The 23,688-nt window shown below is 71.7% G+C and carries 21 protein-coding genes; 6 read left to right on the forward strand and 15 right to left on the reverse strand.

The window, feature by feature from the left end; all coding sequences use genetic code 11:
- Window positions 1-73: 73 nt before the first annotated feature.
- Entirely contained in the window at window positions 74-466 is a 393-nt protein-coding gene (locus K8638_RS13250; RefSeq protein ID WP_223754865.1) for a hypothetical protein, read from the reverse strand.
- A gap of 274 nt (window positions 467-740) precedes the next feature.
- On the opposite strand from K8638_RS13250, the gene K8638_RS13255 reads away from it, so the two are divergent.
- A complete protein-coding gene (locus K8638_RS13255; protein ID WP_223755082.1) occupies window positions 741-2,090 on the forward strand; it encodes a sigma-54 dependent transcriptional regulator in 1,350 nt (449 codons plus the stop codon).
- 201 nt (window positions 2,091-2,291) lie between these two features.
- The gene (locus tag K8638_RS13260; protein WP_223754866.1) at window positions 2,292-2,759 is read left to right on the forward strand and encodes a hemerythrin domain-containing protein; all 468 of its coding nucleotides are present in this window, start codon (window positions 2,292-2,294) and stop codon (window positions 2,757-2,759) included.
- 7 nt (window positions 2,760-2,766) lie between these two features.
- Here the strand turns inward: K8638_RS13260 and K8638_RS13265 are convergent, their stop codons facing one another.
- From K8638_RS13265 to K8638_RS13305, 9 genes are all read right to left on the reverse strand, one after another.
- On the reverse strand, window positions 2,767-4,614 hold the full coding sequence (locus tag K8638_RS13265; protein ID WP_223754867.1) for an ATP-binding protein: 1,848 nt from the start codon (window positions 4,612-4,614) through the stop codon (window positions 2,767-2,769).
- Window positions 4,611-5,780 (reverse strand): sensor protein KdpD, encoded by a 1,170-nt coding sequence (locus K8638_RS13270; RefSeq protein ID WP_223754868.1) that lies wholly within the window; start codon window positions 5,778-5,780, stop codon window positions 4,611-4,613. The genes K8638_RS13265 and K8638_RS13270 overlap by 4 nt, the downstream gene beginning before the upstream one ends.
- A gap of 184 nt (window positions 5,781-5,964) precedes the next feature.
- Window positions 5,965-6,618, reverse strand: a complete 654-nt coding sequence (gene kdpC, locus K8638_RS13275; RefSeq protein WP_223754869.1) for a potassium-transporting ATPase subunit KdpC — start codon at window positions 6,616-6,618, stop codon at window positions 5,965-5,967.
- 12 nt (window positions 6,619-6,630) lie between these two features.
- Window positions 6,631-8,691, reverse strand: coding sequence for a potassium-transporting ATPase subunit KdpB (gene kdpB, locus K8638_RS13280; protein WP_223754870.1), 2,061 nt, complete (start codon window positions 8,689-8,691; stop codon window positions 6,631-6,633).
- A gap of 2 nt (window positions 8,692-8,693) precedes the next feature.
- A complete protein-coding gene (gene kdpA / locus K8638_RS13285; protein WP_223754871.1) occupies window positions 8,694-10,415 on the reverse strand; it encodes a potassium-transporting ATPase subunit KdpA in 1,722 nt (573 codons plus the stop codon).
- 9 nt (window positions 10,416-10,424) lie between these two features.
- Window positions 10,425-10,514, reverse strand: a complete 90-nt coding sequence (kdpF, locus tag K8638_RS13290) for a K(+)-transporting ATPase subunit F (RefSeq protein ID WP_163993749.1) — start codon at window positions 10,512-10,514, stop codon at window positions 10,425-10,427.
- Between the two features lie 158 nt (window positions 10,515-10,672).
- Window positions 10,673-11,797 carry a porin gene (locus K8638_RS13295; RefSeq protein ID WP_223754872.1) on the reverse strand — a complete coding sequence of 375 codons (1,125 nt, stop codon included), beginning with the start codon at window positions 11,795-11,797 and terminating at the stop codon, window positions 10,673-10,675.
- A 226-nt stretch (window positions 11,798-12,023) separates the two neighbouring features.
- Window positions 12,024-12,476: a hypothetical protein gene (locus K8638_RS13300; RefSeq protein ID WP_223754873.1), complete on the reverse strand. Its 453-nt coding sequence runs from the start codon at window positions 12,474-12,476 to the stop codon at window positions 12,024-12,026.
- Between the two features lie 461 nt (window positions 12,477-12,937).
- Entirely contained in the window at window positions 12,938-15,526 is a 2,589-nt protein-coding gene (locus tag K8638_RS13305) for a right-handed parallel beta-helix repeat-containing protein (RefSeq protein WP_223754874.1), read from the reverse strand.
- Between the two features lie 214 nt (window positions 15,527-15,740).
- Here K8638_RS13305 and K8638_RS13310 point away from each other — a divergent pair, with 214 nt between their 5' ends.
- The gene (locus K8638_RS13310) at window positions 15,741-16,400 is read left to right on the forward strand and encodes a cytochrome b/b6 domain-containing protein (RefSeq protein WP_370643966.1); all 660 of its coding nucleotides are present in this window, start codon (window positions 15,741-15,743) and stop codon (window positions 16,398-16,400) included.
- Window positions 16,393-17,106 carry a molybdopterin-dependent oxidoreductase gene (locus tag K8638_RS13315; protein WP_223754876.1) on the forward strand — a complete coding sequence of 238 codons (714 nt, stop codon included), beginning with the start codon at window positions 16,393-16,395 and terminating at the stop codon, window positions 17,104-17,106. The genes K8638_RS13310 and K8638_RS13315 overlap by 8 nt, the downstream gene beginning before the upstream one ends.
- Before the next feature lie 10 nt (window positions 17,107-17,116).
- On the opposite strand, the gene K8638_RS13320 is transcribed toward K8638_RS13315, so the two are convergent.
- Together K8638_RS13320 and K8638_RS13325 are read right to left on the reverse strand one after the other, a co-directional pair.
- Window positions 17,117-17,551 carry a hypothetical protein gene (locus K8638_RS13320; protein WP_223754877.1) on the reverse strand — a complete coding sequence of 145 codons (435 nt, stop codon included), beginning with the start codon at window positions 17,549-17,551 and terminating at the stop codon, window positions 17,117-17,119.
- Window positions 17,552-17,585: 34 nt separating this feature from the next.
- Window positions 17,586-18,371, reverse strand: coding sequence for an alpha/beta fold hydrolase (locus tag K8638_RS13325; RefSeq protein ID WP_223754878.1), 786 nt, complete (start codon window positions 18,369-18,371; stop codon window positions 17,586-17,588).
- A gap of 236 nt (window positions 18,372-18,607) precedes the next feature.
- Here K8638_RS13325 and K8638_RS13330 point away from each other — a divergent pair, with 236 nt between their 5' ends.
- Window positions 18,608-19,357, forward strand: a complete 750-nt coding sequence (locus K8638_RS13330) for a site-specific DNA-methyltransferase (protein ID WP_223754879.1) — start codon at window positions 18,608-18,610, stop codon at window positions 19,355-19,357.
- A 51-nt stretch (window positions 19,358-19,408) separates the two neighbouring features.
- Here K8638_RS13330 and K8638_RS13335 read toward each other — a convergent pair whose 3' ends face one another.
- On the reverse strand, window positions 19,409-20,092 hold the full coding sequence (locus tag K8638_RS13335) for a hypothetical protein (protein WP_223754880.1): 684 nt from the start codon (window positions 20,090-20,092) through the stop codon (window positions 19,409-19,411).
- A 264-nt stretch (window positions 20,093-20,356) separates the two neighbouring features.
- Here K8638_RS13335 and K8638_RS13340 point away from each other — a divergent pair, with 264 nt between their 5' ends.
- Window positions 20,357-21,829, forward strand: coding sequence for a hypothetical protein (locus tag K8638_RS13340; RefSeq protein WP_223754881.1), 1,473 nt, complete (start codon window positions 20,357-20,359; stop codon window positions 21,827-21,829).
- Window positions 21,830-21,847: 18 nt separating this feature from the next.
- On the opposite strand, the gene K8638_RS13345 is transcribed toward K8638_RS13340, so the two are convergent.
- Both K8638_RS13345 and K8638_RS44850 read right to left on the reverse strand, forming a co-directional pair.
- The gene (locus K8638_RS13345) at window positions 21,848-22,729 is read right to left on the reverse strand and encodes an alpha/beta fold hydrolase (protein WP_223754882.1); all 882 of its coding nucleotides are present in this window, start codon (window positions 22,727-22,729) and stop codon (window positions 21,848-21,850) included.
- Entirely contained in the window at window positions 22,726-23,625 is a 900-nt protein-coding gene (locus K8638_RS44850; RefSeq protein ID WP_305071161.1) for a halocarboxylic acid dehydrogenase DehI family protein, read from the reverse strand. The genes K8638_RS13345 and K8638_RS44850 overlap by 4 nt, the downstream gene beginning before the upstream one ends.
- Between the last annotated feature and the right edge of the window lie 63 nt (window positions 23,626-23,688).

Below are 23,688 nucleotides of genomic sequence, written 5' to 3' on the forward strand. Positions count from 1 at the left end.
GCGGAGGGACGGGCGGCCCAGGTGCAGCAGGGAGCCCTTTACCTCGCTCCTTGCCCGTTACAGCAACACGCTCCTAGCGGACAGCGCGGCGGAGCACGGGGGCAAGCTCGCTCCGGCACGCCTCGTCGCACTCGGGGAACTGGGTGAGGAAGTCCGCATGCTGCTGGCAGCGCTTCTCGAAGCCGCGCTTCACGCCCGCGTCGGTGAGGCACACCAACCGGACCTCGTCCCACGTCTCCTTGTAGAAGGCCGCCCGCTGAGCGGGGGACATGGCGTTCAGCGCCCGGTTCTCTCCTCCCTGGAGGTACAGCCACACGGTGCCCAGCATCAGCAGCACCACGCCCAGCACCAGTGCCTGACGGAGCCGCTTGTCACCGCTCGGGGGCGCCAGGTCCCTCGAGAAGATGTTGTCCTCGCCACCATCCCCGGGCGGAGAGCCGCCGGCCATCATCCCGTTCAGACGCATATCCCTCCGTTTCACTGCAACACGGGGCCCCATGCCAGCACGACCTTTCCCCGGTGTACACGAGCCGTCACCCACCACGCCCGGGTTGCAGCCTGCAATGTCTGGGGGCCCTGCCGGTTGCGCGATGCGGTGAGCGCGGCGCGTGCCGGCGCGCGGGATGGCCCGGTGGCGCCCATTCCCCCGCGGGACGCCGGGCCCGGCGCGCGGGATGCACCTAGGATTGAGCCATATGGATGCACGGCTGGACACGGCCCCGGTCGCCGGGGAGCGCCCGATGCGGGTGCTGGTGGTGGACGACGAGCGCAACATCCGCGCCACGCTGCGGGTGTGCCTGGAGGGCTTCGGCTGCGAGGTCCGCGAGGCGGCCACCCCCGAGGCGGCCCTGGCGGCGCTCGCCCAGGGGCCTGCCGACCTGGCGTTCGTGGACCTGCGGCTGGGCACCCATAGCGGACTGGAGCTGCTGCCGAAGCTGCTCGCCGAGTCCCCCAACCTGGACGTGGTGCTCATCACCGCGTACGCCACCTTCGACACGGCGGTGGAGGCGGTGCGGCGCGGCGCGCGCGACTACCTGCCCAAGCCCTTCACCCCGGCGCAGATTCGCCACGTGCTGGACCGGGCGCGGGCACACCGGGAGCTGTCCTCGCAGCTGGGGAACCTGGAGGGACAGCTCGCGCAGGCCGTGCCGGAGGCCACGCTGGAGACGGCCTCTCCGGTGATGCACGCCGCGCTGGGGTTGATGGCGCGCGCGGCCGCGTCCGACGCGGCGGTGCTGCTGCGAGGCGAGAGCGGCACCGGCAAGGGCGTGCTGGCGCGGGCGCTGCACTCCATGAGCGCGCGGCGGCGCCGGCCCTTCGTCACCGTCAACTGCCCCACGCTGTCCGAGCAACTCCTGGCGAGCGAGCTGTTCGGCCACATGCGCGGCGCCTTCACCGGCGCGGTGAAGGACCAGCCCGGGCGCGTGGAGCAGGCGGAGGGCGGCACGCTCTTCCTGGACGAAATCGCGGAGATGAGCCCGGCGCTCCAGGCGCAGCTCCTTCGCTTCCTCCAGGAGAAGCAGTTCGAGCGGCTGGGCGAGGGGCGCACACGCAAGGCGGACGTGCGGGTGGTGGCGGCCACCAACCGGGATTTGGAGAAGGACGTGGCCGAGGGGCGCTTCCGCGAGGACCTGCTCTACCGGCTCAACGTCATCGAGGTGAAGCTGCCCGCCCTGAGGGAGCGGCCGGAGGACCTGCTGCCGCTGGCCCGGCGCTTCGTGGCCTTCTTCGCGCGCGCGGCGCAGCGGCCGCCGCCGGAGCTGTCACCCGCGACGGAGAAGATGCTGCTGGCGTATTCCTGGCCGGGCAACGTGCGCGAGCTGCGCAACGCCATGGAGCGGGCGCTCATCGTCTGGCCGGCGGAGGTGCTGGAGCCGCAGGCCTTCCCGGACCGCATCGCCGCGGCGGGCGGCTCGGTGGTGGCGCTCGGAGGGCCGCATACGCTGGAAGAAGTGGAGCGAGAGCACATCCTGCGTGTCATGGCCTCGGCCCCCACGCTGGACGAGGCGGCGCGGATTCTCGGCATCGATGCGTCCACGCTGTGGCGCAAGCGGAAGAAGTACGAGTCGGGCTCCCCCGGAGAGGGGTGAAGTCCCAGGGTGCACCGGGCAGGCAGCCGAGACGGGGCTCTCTCTGGCGGCCGGGTTGCCTGGAGGCAGCGGGACTGGCGGGAGCCACCACGTCTCCGGAGTGAGGAGCGCGCGAGGCCCCGCGCGGCCGGGCCGGTGATTGCGACGCCCCGCGGGCGTGCGGACCGTTCGGAGGCAAGGACCCGAGACAAGGAGCGCACCGTGGACGTCATTGACCTGTTGATTCAGCAGCACCGCGAAGCCGACGCGTTGTTCGAGGCATTCCGGAACGCACAGGACGACACGAGCAAGAAGGAGTTGTGCATCCAGCTCGCGGAGGCGCTCACGTTGCACGACACCATCGAGACGCGGTGGATCTACCCCGTCGCGCGCCGCGTGGTGGGCGATGACAAGATAAACCACTCGGAGGAGGAGCACGGTGAGATGAGGCGGCTCATCGCCGACATGCTCCGCTCCCGGAACGACGCGAACGCCATGGCGTCGAAGGTGGGCGAGCTGGAGAAGCTGGTGAAGAGCCACATCTCGGACGAGGAGCAGAACGTGCTGCCGCAGTTCGGGCAGAAGGTCACCGAGAAGGACATCGGCATGTCCTGCAACGACATCGTCCGCACCGCCTCGGATGTCCGCCGCGAGGAGATGAGCAAGCTGGAGGGACAGGCCACCCTCTGACGGCCTTCTATGTCTCCATCCGCCCTGCCGCGCCCGGCTGCGGCAGGGTGAACCAGAACGTGCTGCCCTGGCCCGGCGCGCTCACCACGCCGATGTCCCCGCCGTGCGCCTGCACGATGTCCCTGGCAATCGACAGCCCCAGCCCGGCCCCACCGGCCGGCGCGCCCGGCGCCCGGTAGAACTTCTCGAAGATGCGCGCCTGCTGCTCCGGCGCAATCCCCTCCCCCGTGTCCCGCACCTCGAAGCGCACCCGCGCGCCCTCGCGCGACACGCGCAGCTCCACCTCGCCTCCCGCCGGCGTGTGTTTCACCCCGTTGCCCACCAGGTTGCCCAGCACCAGCCCCAGCCGGTCCGGGTCCACCTCCACCGCCTCCACGTCCAGCGCCACCTGCCTCGACAGCCGCACCCCTCGCTCCTCCGCCACCGCCCGCTGCGAGTCCAGCGCCGCGTCCGCCAGCTCCTCCGCCGTCACCCGCCGCACCTCCAGTTGGAGCTGCCCCGCCTGGATGCGCGACAGGTCCAGCAGGTCGTCCACGATGCCTTGCAGCCGCTCGCAGTCCTCGCGCGCCGCGAAGAGCAGGTCCGCCTGCTTCTCCGTCACCGGCCCCACCACCCCCTCCGCCACCAGGTGCACCGCCATGCGCAGCGACGTGAGCGGCGTGCGGAACTCGTGCGCCACCGTGGCCACCAAATCGTTCTTCAGCTCGTCGAAGCGCCGCAGCCGCGTCACGTCCTGGAGGATGACGGTGGCCCCCACCACCTCGCCCGTCTCGCCGTACACCGGGCTCCCCCGGGGCAACAGCCACCGGTCCCCTTCCGGCAACCCCACCCGCACCGCCTCCTCGTAGCCCCTCGGTTGATACGCGCCCCGGCCCCCCAGCACGTGCCCGCGCACCCGCTCCAGCACCTCGCGCGCCTCGGGCGCCACGCGCCCCAGCACGTCCCCGCCCTCCTCCAGCGACAGCCGCAGCACGTCCTCCGCCGAGCGATTCACGTTGAGCAGCCCGCCCCCCGCGCCGAACACCACCACCGGGTCCGGCAGGCTGTCGATGGCCGCCTGCGACGCGGCCTGCGCCTGGAGCAGCTCGCCCAGGCTGCTCCGCCGGTACTGCTGGAGCGCCTCCGCCATGGCGTTGAAATCCCGGCCGAGCTGCGCGATTTCGTCCCGCCCCTCCACCACCGCCCGTGTCGCGTAGTCCCCCTTCCCCAGCCGCTGCACGGCCTGCGACAGCACCGCCACCGGCCGCAGCGCCCGGTGCATCAGCGACGTGGAGGCGAACAGCCCCGACACGAAGGCCGCCAGCACCGCCGTCACCATCAGCGTGTTCACCCGGGTGCTCTGCCGCCGCAGCGCCTCGCTCTTGCGCACCATGGCGTCCTGGTTGAGCGCGAGAATCGCCGCCGCCGCCGCCTTCGCCTCGGTGAAGGCCGGCTCCAGCGCCCGGAAGTACGCGCCGCGCGCGGCTTCCGGAGAAGGCAGCGCGAGGAAGGCGTCGTACTCCGCCACGTAGCCCCGCCACGCCTCGCGCAGCCGCGTGGTGGCCTCCACCTCGCCCGGCTCGGTGACGTTGCCCTCCTGCACCCGCAGCTCCTCTTCCAGCGCCGGCCGCTGCGCCGCCTGCTGCGCCGCGCCCCGCTCCCGCTCGCCCGCGACGATGAAGAGCGCGGCGCTGTCCATGCGCTCGAGCTGCTCCGTCATCCGCTGCATGGCCAGCACGCTGCGGTAGTTGTCCTGGAGGATTTCCTGCCCCGACCGCCCCAGGCGAGACAGCGTGAGGACGGCCACCACGCCCACCAGCACCAGGGCGAGCGCCAGCGGCGCCTGCGCCAGCAACAACCGGCCCCGCAGCGTCATGGGCGGCGCTCCTCGTGGGGAGGCTCGAAGGCCACCACGTGGATGTCGAAGCCCTCGCCCTCGCGCAGGAGCCGCACGTCCGCCGCGCGCCCCAGCATCCGCTTCCACCACGGCTGGTGCGAGCGGCCGACGATGATGTGGCCCACCCCGTGCGAGCGCGCGAAGTCGAGAATCGCCTCCACCGGGTCCTTCGCGCGCAGCCGCACCACCTCCGCGCCCAGCTCCTTCGCCTTCTCGATGTTGGCCAGCAGGTGCCGCTGCGCCTCCGAGTCGATGAGGTGCGGCGCCTCGCGCGGCGTCTCCACGTAGACGACGAACCAGTCCGTGTTGAGCCGGCCCGCCATGCGCGAGCCCCGGCGCAGCAGCGTGGCCGCGCGCGGCGGGTAGCTGGACAGCGCCACCAGCACCCGGCCCCACGCCGCGCCCTTCTGCAGGGACTCGTCCCCCGCGCGCGAGGGCTGCCCGGCGGTGGCCCGGTCCAGGCTCTCCGCCACCTCGCGCAGCGCCAGCTCCCGCAGCGTGGACAGGTTCTCCCCCTTGAAGAAGCGCTCCAGCGCGTGGGGCACCTTGTCCTCCGCGTAGATTTTGCCCGCCTTGAGCCGCTCGTGCAGGTCCTCCACCGCCAGGTCCAGGTTCACCACCTGGTCGGCCCCCTTGAGGAAGCTGTCCGGAATCGTCTCGCGCACGGTGACGCCGGTGGTGCGCTCCACCAAATCGTTGAGGCTCTCCAGGTGCTGCACGTTGAAGGCGCCGATGACGTTGATGCCCGCGTCCAGCAGCTCCTGCACGTCCTGGTAGCGCTTGCGGTGGCGGCACACGGGGAGGTTGGTGTGGGCCAGCTCGTCCACCACCGCCACCTGGGGCCTGCGGGCGAGGACGGCGTCCAGGTCCAGCTCCTCCACGGTGACGTCGCGGTAGGTGTACGGCTTGCGCGGCACCGCCTCCAGGCCTTCCACCAGCGCCTGCGTCTCCTCGCGGCCATGCGTCTCCACGAAGCCGAGCACCACGTCCACCCCGCGCCGCTTCAGCGCGTGGGCCTCCTCCAGCATGCGGTACGTCTTGCCCACGCCGGCCGCGAAGCCGATGTAGAGCTTGAGCCGGCCGCGCCGGCCCCGCTCCACCAGCTCCAGGAAGTCCTCCGCGCGCGTGCGCCGCGTCATCGTCATCCCCGGGCCTTCCAGCGGCGGTCCCGGCTCAGGATGCCCACGAAGCGGACAGAATGCATGGGAAGAGTGGCCCGGCCCATACCGCGTCCTCCATCCTCCGCTGGCACGGGCAGCGTCGCGCCAGGATGAACCTCCACCCGCACACCCTCAGCCGGAGGGCCCCCACCACGGTGAACCCACGGGCTCACGGCGCCCCCGGGCCCACGGGCGCCGCGACGCCCCTGGCATCCGCGCCCGTGCCGCCCGAGGGCTCCGCCGGGAGCCGGCCGAACTGACGGTCCATCGCCAGGTTCAGGAGCAGCACGTTGACGCGCGGCTCACCCAGCACGCCCAGGGTGCGGCCCTCTACCTGCGAGTCCAGCAGCGCCAGCACCCGCTCGGGCGCCACGCCTCGCGCCCTCGCCACCCGCGGCGCCTGCCAGCGCGCCGCCTCCGGGGACAGGTGCGGGTCCAGGCCGGACGCCGACGCCGTGACGAGCTCGCCCGGCACCGGGCCCGGCGCGTCCGGGTTCTCCCGGCGCAGGCGCTCTGCGTCGGCGGCCACACGCGCCTTCAGCTTCTGGGACGTGGGGCCCAGGTTGCTGCCCGAAGACGCCGCGCCGTCGTAGCCGCTGCCCGCCGCGGACGGGCGCGGCTGGAAGTAGCCCGCGCGGCTGAAGCCCTGGCCGATGAGCGCGCTGCCCACCACGCGGCCCCGCTCGTCCTTCACCAGCGAGCCGTTGGCCTCGCCGGGAAAGAGGAGCTGCGCCACTCCGGTGACGGCCAGCGGGTACAGCAGGCCCGTGAGCACCAGGGTGACGACACAGGCGCGCAGGGCGGTGACGAGGTGGGAGACCATGATGGATTCCTTTCAGACCAGGCCCACGGCGCCGAGCAGCACGTCGATGACCTTGATGCCCACGAAGGGGACGATGACGCCGCCCACCCCGTAGAGGAGCAGGCTGCGCCGCAGGAGCGCCGCCGCGCCCAGCGGCCGGTACCGCACGCCGCGCAGCGCCAGGGGGATGAGCGCGATGATGATGAGCGCGTTGAAGATGACCGCGGAGAGGATGGCGCTGAAGGGCGACGCCAGTCCCATGACGTTGAGGGGGGCCATCTCCGGGAACACGCCCATGAAGAGCGCCGGGAGGATGGCGAAGTACTTCGCCACGTCGTTGGCGATGGAGAACGTGGTGAGCGTGCCGCGCGTCATCAGGAGCTGCTTGCCCACCTCCACCACCTCCAGCAGCTTGGTGGGGTTGGAGTCGAGGTCCACCATGTTCCCCGCCTCCTTCGCCGCCTGGGTGCCGGTGTTCATCGCCACGCCCACGTCCGCCTGGGCCAGCGCGGGCGCGTCGTTGGTGCCGTCACCCGTCATGGCCACCAGCTTGCCCCTGCCCTGCTCGGTGCGGATGAGGGCCAGCTTCGCCTCGGGCGTCGCCTCCGCCAGGAAGTCGTCCACGCCGGCCTCGCGGGCGATGGCCGCCGCCGTGCGCGGGTTGTCGCCCGTAATCATGACGGTGCGGATGCCCATGGCGCGGAAGCGGTCGAAGCGCTCCTTGATGCCGCCCTTCACCACGTCCTTGAGGTGGATGATGCCCAGCAGCCGCGCCCCGTCCGACACCGCCAGCGGCGTGCCGCCCGCGTCGCCGATGCGGCCCGCCGCCTGCACCAGCTCCGCCGGCACCGCGCCGCCCTGCGCCTGCACGTGCTTCACGATGGCGTCCACCGCGCCCTTGCGGATGCCGCGCGGGTGCGGGTCGACGAGGTCGCAGCCGCTCATGCGCGTCTGCGCGGTGAAGGGCACGAAGGTGGCGTGGTGCGCCTGCAGCTCGTGCGGGCGCATCTTGTAGGTGTCCTTCACCAGCGTGACGATGGAGCGCCCCTCGGGCGTCTCGTCCGCGAGGCTCGCGAGCTGCGACGCCTCCGCCAGCTCCTCCATGCGGATGCCCGGCATGGGCAACAGCTCCGTGGCCATGCGGTTGCCCAGGGTGATGGTCCCCGTCTTGTCCAGGAGCAGCGTGTCCACGTCACCCGCCGCCTCCACGGCGCGGCCGCTCATGGCCAGCACGTTCTTGCGCAGCAGCCGGTCCATGCCGGCGATGCCGATGGCGCTCAGCAGGCCGCCAATCGTCGTGGGGATGAGGCACACCAGCAGCGCCACCACCGCCGTGCCCGACAGCGGCACACCCGAGTAGAGCGCCAGCGGCACCAGCGTCACGCACGCCAGCAGGAAGACAATCGTCAGGCCCACCAGCAGGATGTGGAGGGCAATCTCGTTGGGTGTCTTCTGCCGCGCCGCGCCCTCCACCAGGCCAATCATCCGGTCCAGGAAGGACTCGCCCGGGTTGACGGAGATGCGCACCACAATCCGGTCCGACAGCACCTTCGTCCCGCCTGTCACCGCCGAGCGGTCTCCACCGGACTCGCGGATGACGGGGGCGGACTCGCCGGTAATCGCGGACTCGTCCACGCTGGCGATGCCCTCCACCACCTCGCCGTCGCCGGGGATGAGGTCGCCCGCCTCGCACGCCACCAGGTCGCCCTTGCGCAAATCAGGGGCGGGCACGCGCTCCTCGCGCCCGTCCACCATCCGGCGCGCGGTGGTGTCCTTGCGCATCTTCCGCAGGGCGCCGGCCTGGGCCTTGCCGCGTCCCTCCGCCACGGCCTCCGCGAAGTTGGCGAAGAGGACGGTGAACCACAGCCACAGCGTCACCGACACGGTGAACCACAGGGGCGCGGCGTCCGGGCGGGGCGCCACGAGGTCCTTCACCACCAGCACCGTGGTGAGGAGGCTGCCGGCCCACACCACGAACATGACGGGGTTGCGGGCCACGTCGCGCGGGTGGAGCTTCTTCAGACTGTCCCGCAGCGCGGGCTTGAGAAGCGACACGTCGAGGAGCGACGCCGGCTTGGAAGCTGCGGGGCTCATGGTCAGTAGACCTTTCCGGCCCCGGCGAGGAAGTGCTCGACGATGGGACCGAGGGAGAGGACGGGAAAGAACGTGAGCGCGCCGACGATGACGACCACGCTCACCAGCAGGCCGGTGAAGAGGGTGCCGTTGGTTGGGAAGGTGCCCGGGCCGGCCGGCACCACCTTCTTGCCCACCATCGAGCCCGCGAGGGCCAGCGCGGGGACAATCATCAGGAAGCGCCCGCCGAGCATCGCCAGGCCCAGGGTGATGTTCCAGAAGGGCGTGTTGGCGTTGAGGCCCGCGAAGGCGCTGCCGTTGTTGGCCGTGCCGCTGGTGTACGCGTAGAGGATTTCCGACAGGCCGTGCGGCCCCGCGTCGTTGAGCGAGGACACGCCCTGGGGAATCACCGCCGCCACCGCCGCCAGCCCGAGGATGAACAGCGGGAAGATGAGCACGTACAGCATGGCGAGCTTCATCTCCTTCGCTTCAATCTTCTTGCCCAGGTACTCGGGCGTGCGGCCCACCATGAGGCCGGCGATGAAGACGGAGAGCACCACCATGATGAGGATGCCGTAGAGGCCGGCGCCCACCCCGCCGAAGATGACCTCGCCGAGCTGCATGTTGACGAGCGGCACCAGCCCGCCCAGCGGGTTGAAGCTGTCGTGCATGGAGTTGACGGCGCCACACGACGCGTCCGTCGTCACCGTGGCGAAGAGGGCGGACGCGGAGAGGCCGTAGCGCACCTCCTTGCCCTCCATGTTCCCGGCCCGCGCCACCTGGGCGGCGGAGGCCACGGCCGCGTTGGGCTGGGTCTCCGCGGCGTAGGCGGTGGCCACGCCCGCGAAGAAGAGGACGGACATGGCGGCGAAGAGGGCCCAGCCCTGCTTCGTGTCCCCGGCCATCTTCCCGTACGTGTGCGTGAGGGCGGCGGGGATGGCGAAGATGGAGAACATCTGCACCAGGTTGGTGAGCGGCGTGGGGTTCTCGAAGGGGTGGGCGCTGTTGGCGTTGAAGAAGCCGCCGCCGTTGGTGCCCAGCATCTTGATGGCCTCCTGCGAGGCCACCGGACCCATGGCCAGCGTCTGCCTGCCGCCCTCCAGCGTCACCAACTCCGGGTACGCGGAGAAGTTCTGCAGCACGCCCTGGGACACCAGGAAGAGCGCGTAGACGAAGCAGACGGGCAGCAGCACGTAGAGGGTGCCGCGGATGAGGTCCACCCAGAAGTTGCCCAGCGTCTTCTGCCCCTCCGGCCCCGGCCGGCGGGTGAAGCCGCGCGCCAGCGCCAGCGCCACGCCGATGCCGGCCGCCGCGGAGACGAAGTTCTGCCACGCCAGCCCCGCCATCTGGCTGAGGTAGCTCAGGGTGGACTCACCACCGTAGGACTGCCAGTTGGTGTTGGTGGTGAAGCTGGCCGCCGTGTTGAAGGCCAGCTCCGGGCCCACCGCGCCCAGTCCCTGGGGGTTGAGCGGCAGCAGGTGCTGCAGGCGCTGCAGGAGGTAGACGCTGAGGACGCTGAAGAGGCTGAAGGCCAGCAGCGCCAGGGAGTACCGCACCCAGGTCTGCTCGCGCCTGTCCGCCGCGCCACACAGGCGCAACAGCACGCGCTCCACCGGGCCGAGCACCCGGGGCAGCGGCTGCGAGTCCCCCTCGAAGACGCGGAAGAGATACGTGCCCAGCGGCTTCGTCACCGCGAGCACCAGTCCGAAGAACAGCAGTATCTGCGACCAACCGATGAGCGTCATGGCGGGCCCCTAGAACCGCTCCGGGCGGAGCAGGGCGTAGACGAGGTAGACGGTGAGCAGCACGGACAGCAGCGCTCCGGCGGCGTATTCGAAGGTCATTGCGGGTGCCTCACAGGCGCTCGCAGCCGTGGGTGTAGGCCCACCCGAGCGCGAAGAAACCGACGGTGACGAGGACGAGGACAAGGTCCATTCAGGGCTCCAGCGAGCACGGCGCGGCCACGCCCCCCCGGTGGGAGCGGCTGCACCGCGCGAAAGGGTCAGAAGTAGGCGACGGCCCCGAGCACCACGAGCGTCTCGGAGTCCACGAGGACCGGCGAGCCGTCGGCCTGCGTGTCGTGGCCGGAGAAGACGTCCGCCGTGGAGCGGTCGTGCCGCGCCTCCAGCTTGAGGGTGAGGGGCTCCGCGGGCTTCACCTCCAGGGTGAGGGTGCCCCCGGTGAGCGTCTGCTCCACGCCGGTGATGAGGCCGTCGTCGTCGCGGTAGGCCTCCACGCGGGCGGCCACGGCCACGGGCCCGGTGAGCTGCACACGGGCGTTGAGCCCGGCGGCATACCAGAGCGCCGAGCCGTCCTCGGGAAGGTCCTGGGTGCCCACGTCCGCCGTGGCCGCCAGGCTGAGGGCCTCCGTCACCTTGAAGGTGGCCACCACGTCCGCGAAGAGGCGCAGGCCGTCGCTGCCCTCGGTGCCCTCCTCGCCGATGAAGGTGTTGAAGGCCGCGGACAGCCGCTCGCCCGCGTAGGCCACCTGCGTGCCCAGCGCCTTGCCGCGGTTGTTCTCGCCAATCGTCTGCCAGCCGTTGAGGAGGTGGAGCTGCGCGCTCCACGCGTCATTGAACTTCCAGGTGCCCTTGAGGCCGGCCTGGTAGTAGGGCGACAGCTCGCCCATCCACGAGCGCGTGTACGTCCAGTTGAGCTGTGACTGGAAGGACTCCAGGCCGATGTGGCTGGGATAGAGGCCCGCCTCCAGCGTCAGCGGGCCCGTGACGTAGAACAGCGAGGCCTGCTGGTGGAAGCGCCACACGTCCGGCCCCACCGCGGGGCCCTCGGGCTCGGCCAGGTGCAGCACGTCCACGGAGGTGCCGAAGCCCAGCAGCACCCGGAAGCCCACCGGCCCTGGCTCCAGTCTCACGCCCAGCGTGGCCAGGTTGATGGATGCCTCGTTGTGCCGCTTCGCCGTGGTGCCGGTGCCGGAGATGAAGTTGGCGGAGTCCGCGGGGCGGTTGAAGTTGTAGCCGTAGTAGGTGTCCACCCCGCCCTCAACCCTCAGACGGGAGAGGAGGCTCGGGGACTCGGACCCGGTGGCCTGCTTGGAGGGAGACTCGGCTGGCGCGGTCTGGGCCAGGAGCAGGGCGGACAGCAGGGAGGGAAGCTCGGCGAGGACCATGGCCCTTGCTCCAAGAGCACTCGCTGTACCAAGCCGGGTGAGGTCCAGCTCCCTGGAGTTGCGCGGGGTTGGCCATCCCTCCCACCTTCGCGTGGTTGCAACCTGCACGAAGCGCTTCAAGCGCCCCGTGCGCGGTGAAAGCCCGCCATGCCGCGTTCAACGCGTGCGGGGAGACGGCCCTCCTGGAAGCGGGCTCACCGGCCTCCAGGAGGGGAAGCGGAGAAGCTCAGTCGTTGAGGTCCCGGCAGCAGAGCACTCCGCCGAACTTGGAGCCCGTCTTGGTGACCGTGTAGGCCTCGCACAGGCCGTTGTCGTCCGCGTCCGTCGCGGCGTCGCACGACCACGGGGAGCCCACGCTCGCGAGCCCCGAGCACAGGTTCTCCGAGAACTGGTTGAGGGGTCCGCAGGTGGCCTCGGCCCCGAAGTTGCCGCAGCCGAAGAAGTCGTTCGACGTCAGCGCGGTCTGCTGGCAGCCCTCGGAACAGCTCGCGGAATCGCACTCCGGGCCCGTCGAGGTGCCGTTGGCGCACACGGCGCAGCCATTGGTGCTCTGGCGGGTGGCGAAGAAGAGGGGATTGTCCGTCGGCCGGGTCGCGCCCTCGCAGCCGGTCGGGGAGCGCGCCGCCACCTCGGCGTCACTCGTGCAGACGTGCCATCCAACGGCGCAGAGGTCGGCCACGTTGCACCCGGCGCCTCCCGGACGCGGGCCGTCGTCTCCTCCCTGGCGGTCACAGGCGGGGGTCTGGGTGTCGTAGGTGGCGAGGCCAGGACAGGCCGGGGCCTCTCCCGGGTTCTCCGTGTGAATGCCGGGAATGCGCCAGGCGCCGGCACACCCCGCGATGTCCGGCCAGCGAGAGATGTCACGGAAGCCTTCCCGTTGACGGTCCGCGCAGCCGCTGTCGTCGGATGGGTGGGCGAACCCGGATGGGGCCACCGCCAGAATCCCGCCCGCGACAAGGCCGCCAACCAGCAACACTCTTCGTAACGTTCTCATGAGTCCCCCGTTCGGGCGGGCCTCAAGCCCGCGCCGTGTTTTTTGGGCGCGGCGGAGGATGAGACGCGGGCACGGTCCCCACAACCGCCCCTGGAAGCCGTGTCATCCACCCGGTGGAGGACAGTCACGGCCGCCTTCGGCGAACCCTACTCCACCGTCTGCGCCTGCGACACGCTCACACCGTCCCCCGTCACCGACACCGTCACGGCTCCCGCCTGGATGGCCCGGAAGTAGAACACCGCCTCCTGGTGCGGCGCCTCCAGCGTCAGCGCCCTGCTCTCCCCCGAGACCGGCAGCTCCTCCGTGCACGCGTCATCCCGGTAGAACGTCACGCCCGCGCTCTCGCTCCGCACCACCAACGCGGACGACGCCAGCGCGGACAGGTTGCCCGTCGCGTCCTGGCTCTGCACCACCAGCGCCCCCGAGCACGCCCCTACCGCCACCCGACGCTCCGGCGTGAGGAAGGCCACCCGCGACGCGGCCTCCGCCAGCACGTCCACGTCGAACGTGACGCCCGGCTGGGTTGCCCGGTCGTACCCCGCGCCGCTGATGCGGTTGCGGCTGATGATGTTCGCTCCGCCGTAGTCCGCGATGGCCGCCTGATACGGATAGCCGTTCGTCACCGCCTCGCTGTTCAGCATGTTCTCCACCACCTGGATGCGCGTGGGCTCCGGCGGCGCCCCGGTGCCGTCCGCCGACGACTGCGACAGGTTGATGCCCACGTCGTTGCCCTCCAGCGTGTTACCCCGGATGACGACGTCCTTGCTCAGCGGCGTGCCGCCGTTCGGCCCTCCCACCACCAGGATGCCGGAGGCGACGGTGCCCGGCCCCGTGTACGAGTGTCCCCGCACCGTGTTGCCCGAAACCCGCCCCGTGGCGCCGGAGCCCACCAGGATGCCATTGCGCGCGATGGCGGCCACCGGACCACCGCCGTCCACCGTGTTGCCCTCCACCATCACCTCCACCTTGCCCGAGGCCACGATGCCGCCCTTCTGGTAGCCCGCCACGCTGTTGCGCAGCACGTCCACTCGCACCGAGTCCGCCGCATCCACCGCGTTCCGCACCTCGATGGCCGTGCCCTCCTGGCAACCACCCGTCGAGCCCTGCTGGTGCAGGTCCACCACCTCGCTGTCGGTGATGGAGCCGCTCGCGCCCTCAAGCCGGATGCCGCTCAGCGCGTTGGCGCCATCGTCACACAGCGAGCCCGCCAGCCCGCGCGCCTCCACCCTCGCGTTGCTCACGTGAGCCGTCGCACCCCGGTTGCGCAGCACCGCGCCCTGGAAGCGGCCTCCTTCCGGGTCCACCGCCGTGAGCACATGCCCCGCCCCGTCGAACGTGTGCCCGTCCGGGATGAACACCGTGCTCTCCGTCGTGCAGTCCGCATCCAGCGCCACCCTCGCGTCCGCCAGCGTGACGGAGCACGGAGGGAACTGGCCGCACCGCCGGTCTCCCCAGTCCACCGTGAAGGTATGCGTGGCGCTCAGCCCCGAGGCATTCGTCACCGTGAGCCGCACCGTGGGCGCCACGTCCGCCGGGACGCAGGACAGCGCCGCCCAGTCCACCTCGCCCGAGCCCCCGGCGCGCTCCGGCGCACCGAGCAGTCCCGTGTTCGCCGTCCACGTGAAGGTCAGCTGTTCATTCTGCGGGTCCTCCGCCGTGGCCGTCAGCCGCACCAGCTCCGCCGCCCGCGCGCCCGGTGCCGACTGCGAGGTGGACACGATGACCGGCGGCAGCTTGCGCACCACGCACAGGTCCACCGTGCCCTCGCGCTGACCGCCGAACCCGTCACTCACCAACAACGAGAGCCGGCAGTTGTTGCACGCTCCCTCGGGAAGCGCCGTCGGCGTGAAGCTCGCCTGCGCCACCGACGCATCATCGAAGTCACCCTCGCACGTGGCCGTCCAGGCGTAGGTGAGCGCGTCACCGTCGTCATCCACGCCCACCGCCTGGAGCGCCACCGGCGAGCCCACGCTCACCTCCGGCGCGGGCCGTGCCCCCAGCTCCGCCAGCGAGGGCCAGCGGTTGAAGACGGCCTGCCCTTCGCTCTCGCCACCCACCGGCACCGTGAAGTCCAGCGTGGCCGCCGCGCCCCGCGCATCCGTCACCTGGAGTGTCAGCGTCACCGCGCCCCGCTCCGCCGGCGGCGTCCACACCGGAGCGGCAAGCGTGGCGTCGGAGAAGCTCCCCGCCGGAGCCCGCCATGCGTACGTGAGGGCCTCGCCCGGGTTGGGGTCATGCGCCACGGCGCGCAGCGCCAGCTCCACCCCGGGCCGAGCCACCGCGTCCGAGGCCACCACCGCGTCGATGAAGGGCGCCGCGTTGCCCACGGGCTCTCCGGCGGAGGGGGCCTGGGGCACCAGGACCACGAGCGCCGGCCTGAACCGCACCAGCTCCACGCCCTGGACTTCCCCCCGCGCCACTTCCGCGCCCTGCGCGTCGAGCACCGTGGCCCGCAGCGTGGCGTCCCCGCCCGACGGCATCCCACGCACCGAGCCCTGCCACTGTGAGCCCTGGCCGGACAGCTCCTGGCCGGAGGAGTCCCCCTCGCCGGGCAAGGCCACCACCTGCACATGCGCCACCGACGCGGCGGGCAGCGAGCGCGGCAGCGCCACCACCATCCGCGCCGACGCGAAGGGCTCCAGGTCGATGCCGGGCTCTTCATCCAGATGACAGCCCGCCGCCAGCAACAGGGCTCCAGCCATCAGCGCCAGGCGCGTCGTGTCCGCTCGATGCATGTCACCGTCCTCCGTGCGGGGCCGAGTCACGCCACGATACCGGCAAGCGCCCATCCCCCCAAGGAACCGGCCCCAGCCCGCTCGCCCTCCAGGGCCGCCTCGCGTTGGCCGGGCGACGCTCACGGGCCTCGTGCTGTCCGCCATGTGCACGTGCGCGCGGGTGCGAGCCTCACGGCACTCCACGGGCGTGTCTCCGGTGCTCTCCTGTACGGCCGTGCGCGACCTCGAACATCGCCGGCCCCAGCCCTGGCCCATCCGCGTGGCCCACTGGGTCAACGTGCCGCTGCTCGCCATCATGGCCGCCAGCGGGCTGCAGATTCTCGCCGCGTACCCCATGCTCGGACCGCAGGGCCGTCCCTACGGGTGGTACCCCTTCCAGGGCACGCCGCCGCCCGAGTGGAGCCGGCTCGGAGACTGGCTCGCCGGCGCACGGCACTGGCACTTCGCCTTCGGCTGGTTCCTCACCCTCAACGGCGTGGCGTACGTGCTCTACCTCGCCCTCAGCGGCGAGTGGCGCCGCCGCCTCTTCCTCCCCCGCCGCGACACACGCAACGCGCTGGCCACGCTCGCCTTCTACCTGCGCCTGCGCGGACACGCGCCCGAGCAGGGCCTCTACAACGGACTCCAGCGGCTGGCCTACACGGGCACGCTGGTGCTGGGCGCCCTCTCCATCCTCTCCGGCCTCGCCCTCTACAAGCCCGTGCAGCTGCGAGCGCTCGCCAGCCTGCTCGGCGGTTATGACCCGGCGCGCGCCCTCCACCTCATCGTGCTGGCCCTGTTCGCCCTCTTCACCGTGGGCCACATCCTCATGGTGCTCCTCCACCCGCGCACGCTGGGGGAGATGGTGACGGGCGGGAGGAAACCCGATGCCTAGACTCCTCCGGCCCGCGCGCGGGCTCCTCACCCGGCGCACCGCCCTGCTCGGCGCCGCGGCGCTGACGGCCGGCGCGTGTGACAGCAGCCGCCCTCGCGCCGGCTTCCTCGGCGCCATGGAGCGCTTCAACGCGCGCGTCCAGGGTGCCCTCTTCGACGAGGCTCGGCTCGCCCCGGAGCTGCCGGCCTCGGAGGCCACCCCGCCGGGGGCCTTCCCGCAGTACTACGTCTCCGACAGCGTGCCGCGCGCTCCCGCGGGCTGGGCACTCAAGGTGGGCGGGCTGGTGGAACGCCCGGGCGTGCTGTCCCTGGAGGACCTCCAGCGCCTGCCGCGCACGGAGTACCGCATCCGCCACCACTGCGTGGAGGGCTGGAGCGCGGTGGCCTCCTGGCACGGCGTGCGCCTGCGCGACCTGGCCGGGCACGTGGGCGCGGACGCTCGCGCCGGCTACGTGGAGTTCCGCTCGTTCGACTCCGGCTACCACTCGTCCTGGGACAGGCCGAGCGCCTTCCACGCACAGACGATGCTGGCCTACGGGATGAACGGACAGCCGCTGACGCCGGAGCACGGCGCGCCGCTGCGCCTCTACGCGGCGGTGAAGCTCGGCTACAAGATGGTGAAGTACCTCACCGAGGTGAACTTCCTGCCCGAGCCCACCGGTGGCTACTGGGAGGACCGCGGCTATGAGTGGTACGCGGGCGTGTAGCGCGCCCGCGTCACGCCTTGCTGCCGGCGAAGCCTCCACCAAAGGGCGAGAAGCCCCGCTTGCGCAGCGCCTCGCGCTCGGCCTTCAGCGCGGCCAGGGCCTCGTCGCGGTTGTTGTAGTGGTTCACCGCCGCGCCGTTGATGGCCCCGCTGGTGAGCACGAACATGCGCGTCATCTCGTCCCCGCCGTAGCGGTACGAGCGGTGCGTGTAGCGCTCCAGCACCTCGCGGCGCTCCCGCCCGAAGACGCGGCCGGCGGTGAACTTCACCACCAGCCCGTCCAGGTTGATGAGCAGGTCCACCTTGCCGGGGTACTTCGAGAGGTGCTCCTCCACCTCCCGCCGCCAGCGCAGGACGTCCGCCTCGTTCGTCAGGATGCAGTCCGTGAAGTGAGCGGTGACGACGTCGTTCTGGGCGTCGTACTCGAAGTTCATGCTCCAGGCCATCGCTACTGCCTCCTCCTCGTGCCTCGGATGGCGCTCAAGCCGGCGAGGAGCCGGCGAGGAACGCGGAGACGAGCGCCGCCATCTCCACCGGACGCTCCACCTGCGGGTAGTGACCGGGGCCCGGCAGGTACGTCAGGCGCGCGCGGCGGATGGGCTTCACCACGGCGTCACGCAGGAAGGCCGGGGGCAGGAAGGCGTCGTCCGTGGCCACCACCAGCGTGGGCGCCGTAATCGCGGAGAGCTTGTCCGCGAAGCCACCCGCGGTCCACGCGTCGAAGATGCCCTCGAGGGCCGGCGCGCTCGTGTTGGCCGCGTCCTTCAGCATCTCCTCCACCATCTCCGGCGTGGCCTGCTTGCAGGAGAGATTGATGATGGTGGTCTGCTTCTCGCGGTTGCCCGCCGACGTGCGGAACAGCCCCGCAGCGTCCGGGGGCAGCGGCAGGCCCGCCGCCGGCACCGTGTTCACCAGCATCAGGGCCTCCACCCGCTCGGGCGCCTGCGCCGCCACCCACTGCGCGAGCTGGCCGCCCATGCTGTGGCCCACCACCGTGAAGCGCTTCGCCCCGGCCGCGTCCGCCACCGCGAGCACGTCCTCCGCCAGGCCCTTCAGCGTGTAGCCACCGGCCGGCTTGCCCGACTGGCCCGTGCCCCGGCTGTCCGGAATCACCAGCCGCAGCCCCGTCAGGTCCAGCCGCTCCACCATGGCGTTCCACACCGCGCCAGACACCATCCACCCGTGCACGAGCACCACCGTGCGCGGTCCATCTCCGATGACTCGATAGTGCAGTGAAGTCCCGTCAGACGCGGAAGTCGTGGGCATAAGGTCTCCTCGGTGGACCAGGATAAAACAGCGGTGAAGAAATGTGCAGATCTGAAAGAAGCAAGCCACGAGTCCGAGACGGGAGCCAAGGGAGGACATGTAGGAGCCCGCTCCAGGTGAAGCAACCCGCACGGAGGAGGCGGGAGCGGGCGCGGGAATGACGCGGGCGCCCATGAGGAAACCTGGATGTGGCCGGGCCCCACCCGGGCCGCGGCTCTGGCAGAGTCCGCGCCCTCATGACGGATGAATGGGACGGGACGGGCGGCGCTCCGCCAGGAGGGCCCCGGCGCACGGTGTACTGCGAGGACGCGCTGGCGTGGCTGGAGGCGCGGCCGGTGCTGGAGGGGTGCTCGGCCATCGCGTCGCTGCCGGACGTGTCCGAGTTCCCCTCGCTGACGCTGGCGGAGTGGAAGGCGTGGTTCAAACGCGCGGCGGGGCTCGTCGTCTCGCGTGTGCCGGCGGACGGCGTGGCGCTCTTCTACCAGACGGACGTGAAGCAGGAGGGCGTCTGGGTGGACAAGGGCTACCTGGTGGCGCGCGCGGCGGAGGAGGCCGGGTGCGAGCTGCTCTTCCACAAGGTGGTGTGCCGCCGCGCGCCCGGGACGGTGACGTTCGGCCGGCCGGCGTACTCGCACCTGCTGTGCTTCTCGCGAGGCGTGCGCGCGGACATGGCGAAGTCCACGGCGGACGTGCTGCCGGAGGCGGGCGAGGTGACGTGGACGCGCGGCATGGGCGTGGAGGCCTGCCTCGTCGCGTGCCGCTTCATCCTGGAGCAGACCGCCACGCGCACCGTGGTGGACCCGTTCTGCGGCCACGGCACCGTGCTGGCCGTGGCCAACGCGCTCGGGCTGGACGCGGTGGGCGTGGAGCTGAGCCGCAAGCGGGCTCGCAAGGCGCGCAACCTGCGCGGCGAGTGGAAGGAGGGGAAGCTCGTGCTCGCCGGAGCGGGAGGCACCGGAGCCTCGGAGGACTCCGGCGCGGAGTGAGCACGTCGACGCCGGCCGTGAGCGCGGTGGGCCCCCGCTCGTGACGAGGCGCTACTTCGCCGGCTGAGCCAGCCGTGCCGGGACACCCGCGTCCGACGCGAGGGCCGGCGAGAGCAGCGCGTCCTGGGACACCGCCCCCGGCTCGCGGGCGACGGCCGCCTCCAGCTCGCCAATGAAGGCGCCGAAGAGGCGCTCCTCCAGCGCCAGGGCGTCATCCAGCGAGGCGCCCAGGGCGGTCAGGCGCGCCACGCACGCGTCCTCGATGCTGCGCCGGTGGCTCTGCTCCTCGGTGACGACGCGGCCCAGCTCCTCGCGCACGCTCGGGTGCCGGGAGGCGGCCTTGTAGAGCGGGTAGAGCACCATGGCGCGGCGCTCGATGGCCGTCGTGGTGAGCAGGTAGTGCAGGTACACGTCCGGCGCGCCCGTGCGGGACGTGGCCCAGGCGGCCAGCTCGTGGTCCAGCGCCTGGAAGTAGCGGACCGCGGCCTCCGGGCAGAGCAGGCCCGGAGTCTCCGTTCCGGCCAACTCCACCGCCAGGCGCTTGAAGGCGAAGGCATGGCGCGTCTCGTCCGCGAGGTGGCCCAGCACCTCCAGCGAGGGATGACGGTCCGCCACGGTGCGCGAAATCTTCCGCGCTCCGATGAACTCCATGAGGGACACGGTGTGCAGCCAGCGCGCCTCCACCTGCGGCGTCTGGGCAATCTGGCGAAGCACGGTCTGGATTCGGTCACGCATGGCGCCGCCGTCTAGCGCGCCGCCCGGCCTCACGCGAGCACGAAGACGCGTGTCTGCCCGCCCCAGGGGCAGGGACGGGCGTTTTCACTCCTCGCGAATCAGGGGAGCGGCTGCCGGGCCGCTCGTGTGCGCATGAGGCTCCGGTGTCGGGGTGTTGCGTGCTTGCCTCCCGGGCCCGGTGCTACACAGGGCCTGCTCGCCACGCGGTGCCGGTGCGGACCCGGTGTCCCCCGCGCGACCGCGGCTTCGAGAGGGAACGACCTCATGCTCACGCTGCCCACCACCCTCCTGCTGCTCGCCGCCGCTCCCGCCGCGGGCGGCTCCCTCCGTCTCCACGAGGGCCTGCCCGCGGGCTTCCAGGCCGATGGGAAGCTCGAGGAGTGGAAGCAGCCGCCCTCGCTCACGCTGGGCGCGGCGAACCAGGTGGCGGGCGCGATGAAGGTGGCCTCGCCCGCGGACCTGTCCGCGAAGGTGTGGGTGGCCATGGATGCGCGGGGCCTCGCGATTGCCGGTGAGGTGCTCGACGACAAGGTGCAGCTCACGAATCCGAAGCGGGACATCAACGCGGACCATGTCGAGGTGTGGCTCGCGCTGCCGCGGCCGGCGATGCCGCCGCTGGCCTTCGTCAGCCACCTGGACGAGCACCGCGTCGAGAAGGAGTCCGACTGCGAGAAGGCGGCCCCGGAGGACCCGGCGAAGTGCAAGGCATGGTGGAAGCAGCAGACCGCGCGGCGCAAGCAGCTGCAGTCCGAGCTGGTGGCGCAGTACGGCGTGACGCCGAAGGGCGTGGTGCGCTTCGGTCCGGACAGCACCGTGGGGCAGGCGCGTTATGAGCCCTTCCCTGGCGGCTACCGCTTCGAGGCGCTCATTCCCGTGAGCGCCTTCCCGCGCACGGCCCAGGCGCCGCTGCGCGACGTGCGCGTGCTGGTGGACCTGGTGGACAGCGACGAGGGGGGCGTGAAGCAGGAGACGTTCCTGTCCTCGTCTCCGAAGCGGAAGTTCGGTGATGCGTCCACGTTCCACGCGGTGACGCTGACGAAGCCGCTGCGCTTCGGGAAGTGGCCGGAGCTGCTGGAGTGGTCTCTGAAGGGGCAGCCGGGCGCCTCGTACGCGCCGGGCCCGGACGCGGATGCGCTCGAGGTGTGGGTGAACCCGGCGCAGGCCTACCAGTACGTGCCCGAGACTCCGAGCCCCGACGTGTCCCATGTGAACCTGGCCGACGTGAAGAGCCTGGGGAAGGTGGGCGACGTGGAGCTGGTGTCCGTGCCGGCGAAGGTGGACGACATGGGCAACGTGGAGCGCTGGCTGGTGTCTCGCAAGGGACAGACGATTCTGGACACGCGGGGCGTGGGCGGAGACGCGGTGAAGGTGACGCGGCGGGCGCCGGGGATGCACGTGCTCCAGGTGTACGACGGCCCCAGCAACCCGCTGGGCAGCGGCGCGTGCGGCGCGTGCCCGGTGGTGTACTTCACGCACTTCTCGATGGATGCACAGGGGAAGTTCTCCAAGCCGGACGGCCTGGAGGGCACGGGCGGCCGGACGGGATACCCGGTGGAGTGGACGGTGGACGAGGCCCTCACGCGCATCGAGGCGTTCGACGTGGAGGAGGACGAGGACGGCAAGCACGGCGCGAAGCGGCTCGCCGTGCGCCACACGTTCGATGCGAAGACGGGGAAGTTCACGACGGAGACGTTCGCCGCGCCCGAGGCTCCGGGCATGTCGGAAGACCAGCCGTGACGAGCTGAAGTCGCGCGCTCACGGTGGCGGCAGGGACGCGGATGCCCGCTCCACCGCCTCCGCGGGCGCCTCCACGCCGAGGAACCGGAACAGCTCCGTGGCCACCATGTGCGGCGCGTCCCACATGACGAAGTGCTTCGCGCCCGGCACCTTCACGTACCTCGCTCCGGGGATGTCCCACGCGAGCCGCTCGCCGTACTTCGGTGGCAGGAAGCCATCGTCCTCGCCCCAGAGAATCAGCACCGGCACGCCGAGGTGTCCCAGCCTCGGCGCCACCTCCAGCGTGTGGTTCGTGTTCAGCGACACCGCGTTGCGCACCAGCGACACCTTCCCCACCTCCGTCGCGTACGGCGCCAGCAGCCCCTCAATCACCCCGTCCGGCGGCGCCCTCGCGAAGCCCCCCCTGCGCATGCCCAGCTTCAACAACCGCTGCACCGCCTCCGCCGACAGCTTTCTCACCGCGCCCGGGTGCCCGAGCTGCAGCATCAACTCCAGCGGCCACGCGTCGTAACAGACGCTGTCCATCAGACACAGCCGGCCCACCCTGCGCGGGAAGCGCACCGCGAGGTGCTGCGCCACGCCGCCCCCGACGTCGTGCGCCACCACCACCGCGTCCACCACGCCCAGCCGGTCCATCCACGCGTCCACCACCTCCGCCTGCCGCGACACCGAGCGGTCGAAGCAGTCCCGCCGGTCCGAATACCCGTAGCCCAGCAGGTCCGGCACCAGCACCCGGTGCGTCAGCGCCAGCGCCGGCGCCAGCGCGCTCCACAGGAAGCTCCACGTCGGAATCCCGTGCAGCATCACCACCGGCCGCCCCGTGCCCAGGTCCACGTAGCTCAGGAAGCGGTCTCCCAGCTCCACCACCGCTTGCCGGGCCTGCCACTCGCGCCAGTTCATCGCAGCTCCCCCGCGGCCACCCAGTCCGGTACCAGCCGTGACGCCGCCGGCACCGGGCGCCGCTCCACCTCCGGCGCGTCCAGCGTGAGCTGCGCCAGGTTCAACAGCAGCATCGGCAGCCGCCGCTCCAGCGCGTCCGTCACCCGGAACACCGCCGCCGCGGCCTCGCCCTGTGACGCCACCCACTCGCGGCTCAGCGTCACCCCGTACGGCAGCGCCCTCGCCTCCCGCCGCGCGGACCTTCCCAGCGCCTCGGCCGCGTGGACGAAATCATCCTCGGCCATGCGCGGCTTCAGCCGGCTCCAGGCCGCTTCCAGGTACTCCGGCCACAGCGCCAGCGCGCGGTACTCGCCCGGCACTCCCGGCTGCCCCACCGTCTTCACGATGTCCGCGAACAGCGAGCGCAGCAGCGCGTCGTCGGGCCGCTCGGACACCCACTCCATCGCCGCCATCCTCGCGGGCGCCCCCCGCTCCACCCTTTCCGCCGCACCCGGGACGGCATTCCGCCCCACCGGCTCGGCCACCAGGGCCAGCCGCACCGCCGAGGCCAGGAGCAGCACCTTCGGCTGCAAGGCCCCATACAGCTCCAGCACGCCCCGCACGTGGAAGCGCTGGCTCGGCCCCAGCGTCACCGCGTCCCACGCCCCGAGTTCCTCCCACTCGGCCGCGGCGTCGAGCGCCTCGTCGCGCAGGCGGTCCGCCGCCTCCTCGAAGGCCCGCGTCTCCACGTTCGGCTCCATTGCTTCCCACATCGAAGCGAAGAAGCGCGGGAAGGCCGCCCACAGGCGCAGCGACACGTCCACGCCCGTCACTCGCAGTACCTGCCGCAGCTCGTGGTAGACGCGCTCGACGTCGCCGTCCGCGTCGCGCTCGCTCACCTGCTTTGCTCGGGCCATGCCGGATACCCCCGGCAACGGTGGGCCCGGCACACCCGCGCGGACATCCACCATGCCTGGCTC

The sequence above is a fragment of the Myxococcus sp. RHSTA-1-4 genome, assembly GCF_020037125.1.
Lineage (GTDB): Bacteria > Myxococcota > Myxococcia > Myxococcales > Myxococcaceae > Myxococcus.

Coding starts and splice junctions, on each gene's coding strand:
- K8638_RS13320 (WP_223754877.1), bottom strand. CDS start 17,551: ATGGCCTGGAGCATGAACTTCGAGTACGACGCCCAGAACGACGTCGTC.
- K8638_RS13255 (WP_223755082.1), top strand. CDS start 741: ATGCGGGTGCTGGTGGTGGACGACGAGCGCAACATCCGCGCCACGCTG.
- K8638_RS13325 (WP_223754878.1), bottom strand. CDS start 18,371: ATGCCCACGACTTCCGCGTCTGACGGGACTTCACTGCACTATCGAGTC.
- kdpF (WP_163993749.1), bottom strand. CDS start 10,514: ATGACCTTCGAATACGCCGCCGGAGCGCTGCTGTCCGTGCTGCTCACC.
- K8638_RS13315 (WP_223754876.1), top strand. CDS start 16,393: ATGCCTAGACTCCTCCGGCCCGCGCGCGGGCTCCTCACCCGGCGCACC.
- K8638_RS13295 (WP_223754872.1), bottom strand. CDS start 11,797: ATGGTCCTCGCCGAGCTTCCCTCCCTGCTGTCCGCCCTGCTCCTGGCC.
- K8638_RS13330 (WP_223754879.1), top strand. CDS start 18,608: ATGACGGATGAATGGGACGGGACGGGCGGCGCTCCGCCAGGAGGGCCC.
- kdpB (WP_223754870.1), bottom strand. CDS start 8,691: ATGAGCCCCGCAGCTTCCAAGCCGGCGTCGCTCCTCGACGTGTCGCTT.
- kdpA (WP_223754871.1), bottom strand. CDS start 10,415: ATGACGCTCATCGGTTGGTCGCAGATACTGCTGTTCTTCGGACTGGTG.
- K8638_RS13335 (WP_223754880.1), bottom strand. CDS start 20,092: ATGCGTGACCGAATCCAGACCGTGCTTCGCCAGATTGCCCAGACGCCG.
- K8638_RS13340 (WP_223754881.1), top strand. CDS start 20,357: ATGCTCACGCTGCCCACCACCCTCCTGCTGCTCGCCGCCGCTCCCGCC.
- K8638_RS13265 (WP_223754867.1), bottom strand. CDS start 4,614: ATGACGCTGCGGGGCCGGTTGTTGCTGGCGCAGGCGCCGCTGGCGCTC.
- K8638_RS13305 (WP_223754874.1), bottom strand. CDS start 15,526: ATGCATCGAGCGGACACGACGCGCCTGGCGCTGATGGCTGGAGCCCTG.
- K8638_RS13270 (WP_223754868.1), bottom strand. CDS start 5,780: ATGACGATGACGCGGCGCACGCGCGCGGAGGACTTCCTGGAGCTGGTG.
- kdpC (WP_223754869.1), bottom strand. CDS start 6,618: ATGGTCTCCCACCTCGTCACCGCCCTGCGCGCCTGTGTCGTCACCCTG.
- K8638_RS13250 (WP_223754865.1), bottom strand. CDS start 466: ATGCGTCTGAACGGGATGATGGCCGGCGGCTCTCCGCCCGGGGATGGT.
- K8638_RS13345 (WP_223754882.1), bottom strand. CDS start 22,729: ATGAACTGGCGCGAGTGGCAGGCCCGGCAAGCGGTGGTGGAGCTGGGA.
- K8638_RS44850 (WP_305071161.1), bottom strand. CDS start 23,625: ATGGCCCGAGCAAAGCAGGTGAGCGAGCGCGACGCGGACGGCGACGTC.